14 protein-coding genes and 1 pseudogene are annotated in these 12,349 nt (G+C 58.8%); 13 read left to right on the forward strand and 2 right to left on the reverse strand.

What is annotated here, in order from left to right; all coding sequences use genetic code 11:
- Window positions 1–43: 43 nt before the first annotated feature.
- The gene (locus SLW75_RS11355) at window positions 44–265 is read right to left on the reverse strand and encodes a cold shock domain-containing protein (protein ID WP_004667445.1); all 222 of its coding nucleotides are present in this window, start codon (window positions 263–265) and stop codon (window positions 44–46) included.
- Between the two features lie 108 nt (window positions 266–373).
- A pseudogene (locus SLW75_RS11360) lies at window positions 374–649 on the reverse strand (cold shock domain-containing protein membrane protein); the annotation flags it as partial.
- Between the two features lie 425 nt (window positions 650–1,074).
- Between SLW75_RS11360 and SLW75_RS11365 the strand changes: the two are divergent.
- The 13 genes from SLW75_RS11365 to pal all read left to right on the forward strand — a co-directional run bounded on the left by SLW75_RS11365 (window position 1,075) and on the right by pal (window position 12,348).
- Window positions 1,075–1,548, forward strand: coding sequence for a Dps family protein (locus SLW75_RS11365; protein WP_037014103.1), 474 nt, complete (start codon window positions 1,075–1,077; stop codon window positions 1,546–1,548).
- Between the two features lie 436 nt (window positions 1,549–1,984).
- Complete coding sequence (locus SLW75_RS11370) at window positions 1,985–2,332, forward strand: ribbon-helix-helix domain-containing protein (protein ID WP_065989744.1); 348 nt, start codon at window positions 1,985–1,987, stop codon at window positions 2,330–2,332.
- A gap of 262 nt (window positions 2,333–2,594) precedes the next feature.
- A complete protein-coding gene (gene aspS / locus SLW75_RS11375; RefSeq protein WP_065989742.1) occupies window positions 2,595–4,370 on the forward strand; it encodes an aspartate--tRNA ligase in 1,776 nt (591 codons plus the stop codon).
- A 138-nt stretch (window positions 4,371–4,508) separates the two neighbouring features.
- Window positions 4,509–5,255 (forward strand): YebC/PmpR family DNA-binding transcriptional regulator, encoded by a 747-nt coding sequence (locus SLW75_RS11380; RefSeq protein ID WP_065989740.1) that lies wholly within the window; start codon window positions 4,509–4,511, stop codon window positions 5,253–5,255.
- Between the two features lie 124 nt (window positions 5,256–5,379).
- Window positions 5,380–5,904 carry a crossover junction endodeoxyribonuclease RuvC gene (ruvC, locus tag SLW75_RS11385; protein ID WP_065989739.1) on the forward strand — a complete coding sequence of 175 codons (525 nt, stop codon included), beginning with the start codon at window positions 5,380–5,382 and terminating at the stop codon, window positions 5,902–5,904.
- 61 nt (window positions 5,905–5,965) lie between these two features.
- The gene (ruvA, locus tag SLW75_RS11390; protein ID WP_065989737.1) at window positions 5,966–6,574 is read left to right on the forward strand and encodes a Holliday junction branch migration protein RuvA; all 609 of its coding nucleotides are present in this window, start codon (window positions 5,966–5,968) and stop codon (window positions 6,572–6,574) included.
- On the forward strand, window positions 6,575–7,630 hold the full coding sequence (gene ruvB / locus SLW75_RS11395; RefSeq protein WP_410934490.1) for a Holliday junction branch migration DNA helicase RuvB: 1,056 nt from the start codon (window positions 6,575–6,577) through the stop codon (window positions 7,628–7,630).
- 137 nt (window positions 7,631–7,767) lie between these two features.
- Window positions 7,768–8,238: a tol-pal system-associated acyl-CoA thioesterase gene (gene ybgC, locus SLW75_RS11400; RefSeq protein WP_093463495.1), complete on the forward strand. Its 471-nt coding sequence runs from the start codon at window positions 7,768–7,770 to the stop codon at window positions 8,236–8,238.
- Entirely contained in the window at window positions 8,228–8,923 is a 696-nt protein-coding gene (gene tolQ / locus SLW75_RS11405) for a protein TolQ (RefSeq protein ID WP_037014076.1), read from the forward strand. The genes ybgC and tolQ overlap by 11 nt, the downstream gene beginning before the upstream one ends.
- Window positions 8,924–8,937: 14 nt before the next feature.
- Window positions 8,938–9,402, forward strand: coding sequence for a protein TolR (tolR, locus tag SLW75_RS11410; RefSeq protein WP_037014073.1), 465 nt, complete (start codon window positions 8,938–8,940; stop codon window positions 9,400–9,402).
- Window positions 9,402–10,493, forward strand: a complete 1,092-nt coding sequence (gene tolA / locus SLW75_RS11415; protein WP_065989723.1) for a cell envelope integrity protein TolA — start codon at window positions 9,402–9,404, stop codon at window positions 10,491–10,493. The genes tolR and tolA overlap by 1 nt, the downstream gene beginning before the upstream one ends.
- 17 nt (window positions 10,494–10,510) lie before the next feature.
- Window positions 10,511–11,791, forward strand: coding sequence for a Tol-Pal system beta propeller repeat protein TolB (tolB, locus tag SLW75_RS11420; RefSeq protein ID WP_410934679.1), 1,281 nt, complete (start codon window positions 10,511–10,513; stop codon window positions 11,789–11,791).
- Between the two features lie 53 nt (window positions 11,792–11,844).
- Complete coding sequence (gene pal, locus SLW75_RS11425) at window positions 11,845–12,348, forward strand: peptidoglycan-associated lipoprotein Pal (protein WP_065989719.1); 504 nt, start codon at window positions 11,845–11,847, stop codon at window positions 12,346–12,348.
- Window position 12,349: the final 1 nt, after the last annotated feature.

A 12,349-nucleotide genomic window follows, 5' to 3' on the forward strand; every position in this document is an offset into this window, starting at 1 on the left:
AAAAAAACCACGCCTGTGAGCGCGGTTTTTTTATGCGGCGACGTTAACGGCGCGGGAGCGCAGCGATGACGTCTTCCGCTTGCAGGCCTTTGTCGCGGTTCATCACCGAAAACTCGACACGCTGGCCTTCGACCAGAACGCGGTGACCTTCACCGCGGATAGCGCGAAAGTGCACGAAGATATCATCGCCCGAATCACGGGAAATGAATCCGAAGCCTTTGGAGGTGTTGAACCACTTTACCGTGCCGGTATCGCGGTTGCCCAAGTCCTGGGATTGCGCGGCGGGCGCGGGAGAGGAGCGATAAAAGCTGACAGCCAGGTGCAATGCCACGGCAATCACGACAGCGAGCAGACTGACCAGAACGGCCGGTTGGCCGGCGATGGTTTCAAGTGGAACGACCAGCGTGAGGATTTGAAGCACGACGGCCAGCACGAGCAAGCCGCTGACCAGGTTTTGCAGTTGATGACGTGGACCTTTATTCCAGTAGGGAATCACTGGCGCGAGCACCAGGTTGATGAGGCCGAAGAGCGCCAGGTACAGCGCATCCGGTTGGGACAGGTAAGAAGACAGCGCTTCACTACGCAGGCTGGGGATGAAAGACAGCAGCAGGGCAGCTGCGCCCGTTAGCAGGTGGACTATTTTCAACATTTCGATGACTCACATTAAGATGGATCACAAGGAAATAGCGGGTGACCTTCGGTACGCTTCGGGAAAAAAGGGAGGCGTGATGCACGAGTGTCGGTCCTGCCTATGCACTGCCGCCGGACGGCACTTTGGTGGCAGCGCGTATGTATTTAACAGCAAAGCCGAGAGCTACTCAAATCAAGCGCTTAGCGCCCGTGCAGGCGGATGATTGCCGCCGTATGCCGGTTTTTTTTGATTGCGATCAAAAGCTCGTTCCAGAGCGGCCGCCATAAACAAACCGTCACGCCGATCGTTGCTATTAAATGAAGCGGGTCTGACCGCGGCCGTCGTGGCCGAACTAATCCCGACAGATGGCTGCGCAGGGTCAATGGTCTTGATAGAGTGGTCGGCAGTCGTTTGAAAAAAACCATCATAGAAGAGGGCTGAACATGGCAATCGATATCGGCATCAGCGAAGAAGACCGCAAGTCCATCGTGGACGGTCTTTCCCGCCTGCTGGCAGACACCTACGTGTTGTATCTGAAAACCCATAACTTTCACTGGAACGTGACTGGCCCGGCTTTCCGTACGCTGCACCTGATGTTTGAAGAGCAATACAACGAACTGGCGCTGGCTGTGGATCAGATCGCTGAACGTATCCGCGCACTGGGATTCCCGGCCCCGGGTACCTATTCGACCTATGCACGTTTGTCGTCGATCAAGGAAGAAGAGGGCGTACCTGCGGCCGAGGACATGATTCGTTCGCTGGTTCAGGGGCAGGAAGCGGTCACCCGTACGGCACGGGGCATCTTCCCGTTGCTGGACAAAGTGAGCGACGAGCCAACGGCGGACTTGCTGACCCAGCGCATGCAAGTGCATGAGAAAACGGCCTGGATGCTGCGCTCGATGCTGGAAACCCAGTAATCAGACACGCAGTAAGCGACAGCTGATCAACGAAACACAGGCGCGGGCAACGTAACGAGTGCCCGCTCCGCACTGCTGCTACCCGCCTCGCACGACTGTCCCCTCCTGATTCATCCTCTGTGTCAAATCCCTCCGCTCATCGCGCTCATCTGTAAAACGCATTCGCCGAGTTTGTCGAGTCGGGCTGACTGCAGTCGTCGGCTGAACGGGAGGAAATAAATCGGCAAAAAATACATATCTAACACCCCGAGGGAGATAGGGTCTGGGCCGTTTGCCGCCTCTCGAAAATCACCCCTGCAGCGTGGCGATCTCCTACAGGTTCAGAGTGCTCCTTCTGCTGGTTGCGCCTTTTGGAATACGGCTTGATAGACACCTCTTTTCAACTGATTGCGAAGGTGCCGATGCCAAATCCGTAATCGCAACAAGGGGGACCTGCATGAACCTGAATACTGCCCGAGAGGGATGGGAGCCGACCCAGTGTCTGAACGCCCGGGGCGACCCTTTTATCGAAAATTTCAACATGAGCCTCGCCCAGCCGCACGCCAGATCGGTGAGGCTCAATGGGCTGGCCACGTGCCTGCGACTTGAGGAGGTGTACTGGAATATTCTGTCCGAAATGGCCCGATTCAACGATTGCTCCATCAATGCCGTGCTGTCCTACGTCGATCGCGAGGTTCATCTGCGTTACGGCGGCGTCAAGAACTTCAGCGGTCTGATCCGCGTCGTGTGCGTAGCGCACGTATTGAGTGCCGAGGGCCTGCGGTTGACGCCGTCCCCGACATGACCTGATTTCAGCGGGCCCGTTGCGGCGGGCCTGCATTCGCTGGCGGCACCGCGCCATCCACGCGCCGCGCCGACATCTTCTTGCCCGGTATCGGGCTGCGCGGCTGCACAGCGATGATTATCCCTATATAATCCCCCGCCTTACTGTGGAAGGCAGGAACTGACCGTCAGGTCGGACTGCATGCCAAAGCTTGCGCACCCTTGCACCGGCGACGGGCGAAAGCTCCATCGAATTCCGAATTACGAGAAGTGAACACACGATCATGATGCGCAGCCATTATTGCGGCCAACTGAACGAGAGCCTGGAAGGTCAGGAAATTACCCTTTGCGGATGGGTCCATCGCCGTCGCGACCACGGGGGGGTGATTTTCCTCGACATTCGCGATCGTGAAGGTCTGGCCCAAGTGGTTTTCGATCCGGATCGTGCTGACACCTTCGCCATCGCCGACCGTGTTCGCAGTGAATACGTGGTCAAGCTGACCGGTAAGGTGCGCGCGCGTCCTGCCGGCGCCGTCAACCCGAACATGGCGTCGGGCGCGATCGAAGTGCTGGGCTACGAGCTCGAAGTGCTCAACGAGTCGGAAACCCCGCCGTTCCCGCTCAACGAATACTCCGACGTCGGCGAAGAAACCCGCCTGCGTTATCGCTTCATCGACCTGCGTCGTCCGGAGATGGCTGAAAAGCTGCGTCTTCGCTCGCGTATTACCTCGAGCATCCGTGGCTTCCTGGACGGCAACGGCTTCCTGGATGTCGAGACGCCGATCCTCACCCGCGCCACGCCCGAAGGCGCCCGTGACTATCTGGTTCCAAGCCGCACCCATGCGGGCAGCTTCTTCGCCCTGCCGCAATCGCCTCAGCTGTTCAAACAACTGCTGATGGTTGCCGGTTTCGACCGTTACTACCAGATCGCCAAGTGCTTCCGCGACGAAGACCTGCGTGCCGATCGTCAGCCTGAGTTCACTCAGATCGACATCGAGACCAGCTTCCTCAACGAAGAGGACATCATGGGCATCACCGAGACCATGATCCGCAAGCTCTTCAAGGAAGTGCTGGATGTGGAGTTCGACGACTTCCCGCACATGACCTTCGAAGAAGCCATGCGCCGCTACGGCTCCGACAAGCCGGACCTGCGCAACCCGCTGGAGCTGGTTGACGTTGCCGATCAGCTTCAGGCTGTGGACTTCAAGGTGTTCAGCGGCCCTGCGAACGATCCGAAGTGCCGTGTCACGGCGCTGCGCGTTCCCGGCGGCGCGAGCATGCCGCGCAGCAAGATCGATGAGTACACCAAGTTCGTTGGCATCTATGGCGCCAAAGGTCTGGCCTACATCAAGGTCAACGAGCGCGCCAAGGGCGTCGAAGGCCTGCAGTCCCCGATCGTCAAGAACATCCCGGAAGCCAACCTCAACGTGATCCTTGATCGCGTGGGTGCAGTGGACGGCGACATCGTGTTCTTCGGCGCTGACAAGTTCAAAATCGTCAGCGAAGCACTGGGCGCCCTGCGCATCAAGCTGGGCCACGACCTGAACCTGCTCACCTGTGAGTGGGCACCGATGTGGGTCGTTGACTTCCCGATGTTCGAAGAGAACGACGACGGCAGCTTCTCCGCGCTGCACCACCCTTTCACCGCGCCGAAATGCTCCCCTGAAGAGCTCGAAGCCAACCCTGCGACGGCGCTGTCCCGCGCCTACGACATGGTGTTGAACGGCACTGAGCTGGGCGGCGGTTCGATCCGTATCCACCGCAAGGAAATGCAGCAGGCCGTGTTCCGTCTGTTGGGTATTTCCGAAGACGAACAGCAAGAGAAGTTCGGCTTCCTGCTCGATGCGCTGAAGTACGGCGCGCCGCCCCACGGTGGTCTGGCGTTCGGTCTGGATCGTCTGGTCATGCTGATGACCGGCGCTCAGTCCATTCGTGAAGTCATTGCCTTCCCGAAAACCCAGAGCGCTGCGGACGTGATGACCCAGGCGCCGGGCGTGGTTGATGCCAAGGCATTGCGTGAGCTGCACATCCGCCTGCGCGAGACGCCGAAGGCCGAGTAAGCCGTGTAGACAAGGGCTCGGCGGACCGACCATTCGGTCCGCCCTGATCCCCGCCCATTCCGGGCACAGATTCGAGTGAAGCGTCTGCGTGTGAGCGATCAAGCGCGGGCGTGCGTGTTTCAAGGTTTGGAGCGTGTTATGGCTGGTCATTCCAAGTGGGCGAACATCAAGCACCGCAAAGAGCGTCAGGATGCCAAGAAAGGCAAGATCTTCACCAAGTGGATCCGCGAACTGACCGTCGCTGCCCGTCAGGGCGGTGGTGATCCGGCGTCGAACCCGCGTTTGCGTCTGGCGCAGGACAAGGCCCTCGGCGCGAACATGAGCCGCGACATCATCGACCGCGCCATCGCTCGTGGCGCCGGTGCGGCCGATGCCGATGACATGGTCGAACTGGGCTACGAAGGTTACGGCCCCGGCGGCGTCGCGGTCATGGTCGAAACCATGACCGATAACCGCAACCGGACCGCGGCTGCCGTACGCCATGCGTTCAGCAAATGCGGTGGCAACCTGGGGACTGACGGTTCGGTGTCCTATCTGTTCGAGCGCAAGGGGCAGATATCCTTTGCACCGGGCGTTGATGAAGACGCGCTGATCGAAGCTGCCATGGAAGCGGACGCTGACGACGTGGTGACCCACGAAGACGGCTCCATTGACGTATTTACCTCGTTCTCCAGTTTCTACGCTGTGCGCAATGCGCTGGAGGCCGCTGGTTTCACCCCCGCTGATGCGGAAATCGTGATGCAGCCGACCACCAGTGCGGTGCTCGATCTGGACATGGCGGAAAAGGTCCTCAAGCTGATCGATATGCTGGAAGACCTGGACGATGTGCAGAACGTCTATTCCAATGCAGAAATCCCGGACGAGGTGCTGGAGCAGCTTGGCTGATCCTTCGCCCGCTCGGACTTGAGGCCGGAGCGCACGAAGCGTTGATGATCAACGCTATCGGCCTCCGGCTTCTGCCTTTATGCTGCGTCCAATTGTTCGCGTTACCTCTCAAGCTGCAGGCGTTATGACTCTTATTTTAGGTATCGACCCCGGTTCACGAATTACCGGGTTTGGCGTGGTGCGTGATACCGGGCGTGGCTGCGAGTACGTGGCCTCGGGTTGCATTCGTACGGGCACAGGCTTGCTTCATGAACGGCTGCAGATTGTGTACCGCGGCGTGCGCGAGGTCATTCAGACGTACGGCCCGGTGACCATGGGCATCGAAAAGGTGTTTATGGCGCGTAACCCCGACTCGGCCTTGAAGCTGGGTCAGGCCCGCGGTGCCGCTATTGTTGCGGGCGCCGAAGAGGGGCTGGAGATCGCCGAGTACACTGCGACCCAGGTCAAGCAGGCCGTCGCCGGAACAGGCGGTGCCAACAAGGATCAGGTGATGATGATGGTGATGCATCTGCTCAAGCTGACCACCAAGCCTCAGGTGGATGCGTCGGATGCATTGGCAATCGCCATGTGTCATGCACATACCCGATCCAGCCTCATCCCTCACGGCCTCAATACCGCGCGCAGTCGTGGTGGTCGTCTGCGGCTCTGATGGCATTATTTGCGTTAGCACGGCCCGTCGCAGCGACGGGCATCTGGAAAGGATTTGATTCGTGATTGGACGTCTACGCGGTACGTTGGTCGAGAAGCAGCCGCCGCATCTGGTACTGGATGTCAACGGCGTGGGTTATGAAGTCGAAGTGCCCATGACCACGCTTTATCGCCTGCCTCATCTGGGCGAAACCGTGACGCTGCACATCCATCTGGTGGTCCGCGAGGACGCGCACCTGTTGTTCGGGTTCTACGAGAAGCGTGACCGCGAGATGTTCCGCGAGCTGATTCGTCTGAACGGGGTCGGACCAAAGCTGGCGCTGGCCCTCATGTCGACGCTGGAAGTGGATGAGTTGGTGCGCTGTGTCCAGGCGCAGGACACCTCCGCGCTGACCCGCGTCCCGGGCGTTGGCAAGAAGACCGCCGAGCGTCTGTTGGTTGAACTGAAAGATCGCTTCAAGGCGTGGGATTCGCTGCCGGGCACCTTCGCCCTGGTATCGGACGGACCAGGCGCGCCGATGGCAGTGGCGACGGCGGAGTCGGATGCAGTCAGCGCCTTGATTTCCCTGGGCTACAAACCCCAGGAAGCGAGCAAGGCAGTGACCGCGATCAAGGACAAGAATCTCAGCAGCGAAGACCTCATTCGCCGCGCATTGAAGGGGATGCTGTAAGTGATAGATGCCGACCGTCTGATCGCCGCCACCGGGCGTGACCGTGACGAGCAACTGGACCGTGCCATCCGGCCGCTGAGCCTGGCCGACTACATTGGTCAGCCCACCGTGCGTGAGCAGATGGAGCTGTTCATCCAGGCGGCGCGCGGGCGCAGTGAAGCGTTGGACCACACGCTGATCTTCGGTCCGCCGGGCCTGGGTAAAACCACGCTGGCACACATCATCGCTCAGGAAATGGGCGTTTCGATCAAGAGCACTTCGGGGCCCGTGCTCGAGCGGCCGGGTGATCTTGCGGCGATTCTCACCAATCTTGAGCCGCACGACGTGCTGTTCATCGACGAAATCCACCGTCTGTCTCCCATTGTCGAGGAAGTGCTTTACCCGGCAATGGAAGATTTCCAGCTGGACATTATGATCGGTGAGGGCCCTGCGGCGCGCTCCATCAAGCTCGACCTGCCGCCGTTCACGCTGGTGGGGGCGACCACCCGTGCGGGCATGCTGACCAATCCGCTGCGTGACCGCTTCGGTATCGTGCAGCGTCTTGAGTTCTATAGCACCGCGGATCTGGCCACAATCGTGTCGCGCTCGGCGAAAATTCTCGGGCTGTACATTGAGGACGAAGGCACATTCGAGATTGCCCGCCGTGCACGGGGCACGCCACGGATCGCCAACCGGCTGCTGCGTCGGGTGCGGGATTTCGCCGAGGTGCGCGCCAAGGGCGAGATCACCAAGGCGATTGCGGACCTCGCGCTGAACCTGCTGGACGTCGACGAGCGCGGTTTCGATCATCAGGACCGGCGCTTGCTGCTGACGATGATCGAGAAGTTCGATGGCGGGCCGGTCGGGGTGGACAACCTTGCGGCGGCGATCAGCGAAGAACGACACACAATTGAAGACGTGCTGGAGCCCTATTTGATTCAGCAAGGCTATATGATGCGCACACCTCGCGGCCGCATGGTCACGCGGCATGCATACCTGCACTTTGGTCTGAACATTCCCTCGCGGATGGGCGACCGGGCGGTGATGGATGAACCGGTCGAAGACCCTGACGAATAAATGCACAATTGAGCGATTTATTCGGGTGATTGAGGGTCTGAAGGGCAGTCACCGTTAAGTGATGTGACGCGGGCAGTAAAAACGATGAAAAACAGTTGCCTGGCCGGATTGGCAACCTGAGGAGTAAGCACTAGAGTATGCGCGCGCAAAACGGGGCTCAGTCGTTCGCACATCGTTGTCGCGTTTATTACGAGGACACCGATGCCGGCGGCATCGTTTACTACGTCAATTACCTGAAATTCATGGAGCGGGCTCGAACCGAGCGACTGCGGGAACTGGGCTTTGCCCAATCCGCAATGGCGGGTGTCGAGAACCTGTTGTTCGTCGTGCATTCAAGCGAGGCTCGATACCACAAGCCCGCGCGGCTGGACGACGAACTGCTGATCAGCGCCGAAGTAATCGAATTGAACCGCGCCAGCCTGCGCTTTCAGCAACAGGTCAGGCGGGCTGCGGATGATGTACTGCTCTGCGAAGGGCAGTTTTTGGTGGCGTGTGTGCGCGCCGACAGTTTGAAACCCCGGGCCATTCCCGAAGCTCTGCGCACGGCCTTTGCCGGGCAGGGCGGCGCGGGTACACATTCAGAGCAGGAGATACAGCGTGGAAGCTAACGTCGTCGACCATTCCTCCATGTGGAGTTTGGTCAGCAATGCCAGCGTGGTTGTGCAGTTGGTGATGCTGATCCTGGTGGCCGCCTCGGTCACCTCGTGGATCATGATTTTTCAGCGCAGCGCCATGCTGCGCGCCGGTCGTCGCGCGTTGGACAGCTTCGAGGAGCGCTTCTGGTCAGGTATCGATCTGTCCAAGCTCTACCGTCAGGCCGGCAGCAACCCGGACCCGGACTCCGGCGTAGAGCAGATCTTCCGCGCGGGCTTCAAGGAATTCTCCCGTCTGCGTCAGCAGGCTGGCGTCGATCCGGATGCCGTGATGGAAGGTGTTGCACGTGCCATGCGCGTCGCGATCTCCCGTGAAGAAGAGAAACTCGAGCAGAGCCTGCCCTTCCTGGCAACCGTGGGTTCCACCAGCCCGTACATCGGTCTGTTCGGTACCGTCTGGGGCATCATGAACTCCTTCCGCGGCCTCGCTACGGCGCAACAAGCCACTCTGGCCACGGTTGCACCGGGTATTGCCGAAGCGCTGATCGCCACTGCCATCGGCCTGTTCGCCGCGATTCCTGCGGTCATCGCTTACAACCGTTTCGCCGCTCGTGGCGAGAACCTGATCGGTCGTTACTACACATTCGCCGACGAGTTCCAGGCGATCCTGCACCGTAAAGTGCACACCAGCGAAGAATAAGCAGGTATTTCCCAATGGCTTTAATCGCTCGCGGCCGACGCAACAAGCGCAAGCCGGTCGCCGAAATGAACGTGGTGCCGTACATCGACGTGATGCTGGTGCTGCTGGTTATCTTCATGGTGACGGCTCCGATGATCAACCAGGGCGTGAAAGTTGATCTGCCCAAGGTCTCCAGCGAGGCTTTGCCGCAGGACAACAACAATCAGGTTCTGACGATCTCGATCAAGGCTGACAAGACCTATTACTGGAACCTTGGCAGCGAAGTCGACACCGACAAGCAAATGGACAAGGCAATGACCTTGCCCCAACTGACCAGCGCCGTGACCAAAATCATTGCAGCCGGTCGTGACGCGGGCAAGCAGACCCAAGTGTTCATCCGTGGCGACAAGACGGTCGACTACGGCGCTGTCATGGGCACGATGGGCGGGTTGCAGAAGGCCGGGGTCGGGAACGTTGGTTTGATTACCGAGGCCCCCTGATGCAGCCGATTCGAGAGCCGTCCGCCTCGGAAAGCTACTTCTGGCCGTCCGTCTGGGCGGTAGGACTGCACGTCCTGATTTTTGGTTTGTTGTTCGTCAGCTTCGCAATGACGCCCGAGCTTCCTGAAGCCAGGCCGATTGTTCAGGCCACGCTCTATCAGTTGAAATCAAAAAGTCAGGCAACCACCCAGACCAACCAGAAGCTTGCCGGTGAGGCGAAGAAGTCCGCTGCGCGACAAACCGAAGTCGAGCAGATGGAGCAGAAAAAAGTTGAGCAGGAGGCGGTGAAGGCGGCGGAACAAAAGAAAGCCGATGCCGCTCAAAAAGCCGAAGAGCAAAAGGCTGAAGAAGCCAAGAAAGCTGACGACGCCAAAAAGGCCGATGACGCGAAAAAAGCTGCGGACGACGCCAAGAAGGCCGAAGCCAAAAAAGCGGATGACGCGAAGAAAACCGCTGAAGAGAAACAATTGGCTGATATAGCCAAGAAGAAAGCCGAAGACGACGCGAAGAAGAAAGCCGAGGAAGACGCCAAGCGCGCGGCCGCCGAGGAAGCCAAGAAACAGGCTGCCGAGGACGCGAAGAAGCAGGCTGCAGACGACGCCAAGAAAAAGGCTGCCGAAGACGCGAAGAAAAAAGCGGCTGAGGACGCCAAGAAGAAGGCTGCGGAAGACGCGAAGAAGAAAGCCCAGGACGCTGCCCGCAAATCAGCGGAAGACAAGAAGGCGCAAGCACTGGCCGACCTGCTTTCCGACAAGCCGGAACGCCAACAGGCGCTGGCCGATGAGCGTGGCGACGAAGTGGCTGGCAGCTTCGATGATTTGATTCGCTCTCGGGCGGCTGAAGGTTGGGCACGTCCCCCTTCCGCGCGCAAGGGCATGACGGTCGTCTTGCAGATCAACATGTTGCCGGACGGCACCGTGACTTCGGTCAACGTGAGCAAGTCCAGCGGCGATGGTCCTTTCGACAGTTCAGCAGTAGCGGCGGTCAAGAACATTGGTCGTTTGACAGAGATGCAGGGAATGAAGCCTTCGGACTTCGCACCTTACCGTTCATTCAAGATGACATTCACACCTGAGGACCTAGCCTTGTGATTAACCTTCTTCGAGGAATGCTTGTCGTTCTGTGTTGCGCAGCGGGTTTCGCCGCTGCCGACGAAAAGAACATTCTGGTAACAAGCGGCAGTGACCGCGCTACGCCAATCGCGGTGGTGCCGTTCGGCTTGCAGGGCGGCAGTGTGCTGCCGGAAGACATGGCCAAGATCATTGGCAACGACCTTCAGAACTCGGGCTACTACTCGCCGATTCCAAAGGAAAACATGATCAGCCAGCCAAGCCAGGCCAGCGAAGTCATCTTCCGTGACTGGAAGGCGCTGGGTGCCCAGTACGTCATGGTCGGCAGCATTGTTCCTTCGGGCGGTCGCTTGCAGGTCCAATACGCGCTGTTCAATGTGGCCACCGAGCAGCAGGTCCTGACCGGCAACGTTTCGGGCACCACAGACCAATTGCGTGACATGTCGCACTACATTGCCGACCAGTCATTCGAGAAGCTGACCGGCATTAAGGGTGCGTTTTCGACCCGCATGCTGTACGTGACTGCGGAACGTTTTTCCACTGACAACACGCGCTACACCCTGCAGCGTTCGGACTACGATGGCGCCCGCGCTGTCACGCTGTTGCAGTCCCGTGAGCCGATCCTGTCGCCTCGCTTTGCGCCCGACGGCAAGCGTATTGCCTATGTGTCGTTCGAACAGAAGCGCCCACGGATCTTCGTTCAGCACATCGACACCGGTCGTCGCGAGCAGATCACCAACTTCGAAGGCCTGAACGGCGCCCCTGCGTGGTCCCCGGATGGCACTAAGCTGGCCATGGTCTTGTCGAAAGATGGTAACCCGGAAATCTATGTGATGAATCTGGCGTCGCGTCAATTGTCGCGAGTGACCAACGATTCTTCCATTGATACAGAACCGTTCTTCGGTAAAGACGGCTCCACGCTTTATTTCACGTCTGACCGCGGCGGCAAGCCACAAATCTATAAAACCAATATTAATGGCGGAGGGGCAGAGCGCGTTACTTTCATCGGTAACTACAATGCCAACCCTAAGTTATCGGCGGATGAAAAGACTCTGGTGATGATCCATCGTCAAGATGGCTTCACTAACTTCAAGGTGGCATCTCAGGATTTGCAGCGCGGTAGCGTAAAAATCCTCACAGACAGCAACCTTGATGAGTCGCCTACTGTTGCGCCTAACGGCACCATGGTAATCTACGCCACCCGCCAGCAGGGCCGGGGAGTCTTGATGCTCGTGTCCATTAATGGACGCGTAAGGCTCCCGCTTCCTACCGCTCAAGGCGAAGTCAGAGAACCTTCCTGGTCCCCTTACCTGAACTGACGCGGCGCTTTACGTTGTACTTAACACACTTGGGGTTCATTAGGAGTTTTACGATGGAAATGCTGAAGTTTGGTAAATTTGCTGCGCTGGCTCTGGCCATGGCTGTAGCTGTAGGTTGCTCGTCCAAAGGCGGCGACAATGCCGGTGCTGGCGGCGCTGCTGTTGATCCTAACGCTGGTTACGGCGCTAACTCTGGCGCTGTTGATGGCAGCCTGAGCGAAGAAGCTGCTCTGCGCGCTATCACCACTTTCTACTTCGAATACGACAGTTCCGACCTGAAGCCAGAAGCCATGCGCGCTCTGGACGTTCACGCCAAAGACCTGAAAGCCAACGGCGCTCGCGTAGTTCTGGAAGGCAACACCGACGAACGCGGTACTCGCGAATACAACTTGGCCCTGGGCGAGCGTCGTGCGAAAGCCGTTCAACGCTACCTGGTTCTGCAAGGCGTTTCGCCAGCTCAGCTGGAACTCGTTTCCTACGGTGAAGAGCGTCCAGTTGCTACCGGTAACGACGAGCAATCGTGGGCTCAAAACCGTCGCGTCGAACTGCGTAAGTAAT

Origin of the sequence: Pseudomonas sp. W5-01 (genome assembly GCF_046540435.1) — a bacterium.
Lineage (GTDB): Bacteria > Pseudomonadota > Gammaproteobacteria > Pseudomonadales > Pseudomonadaceae > Aquipseudomonas > Aquipseudomonas graminis_B.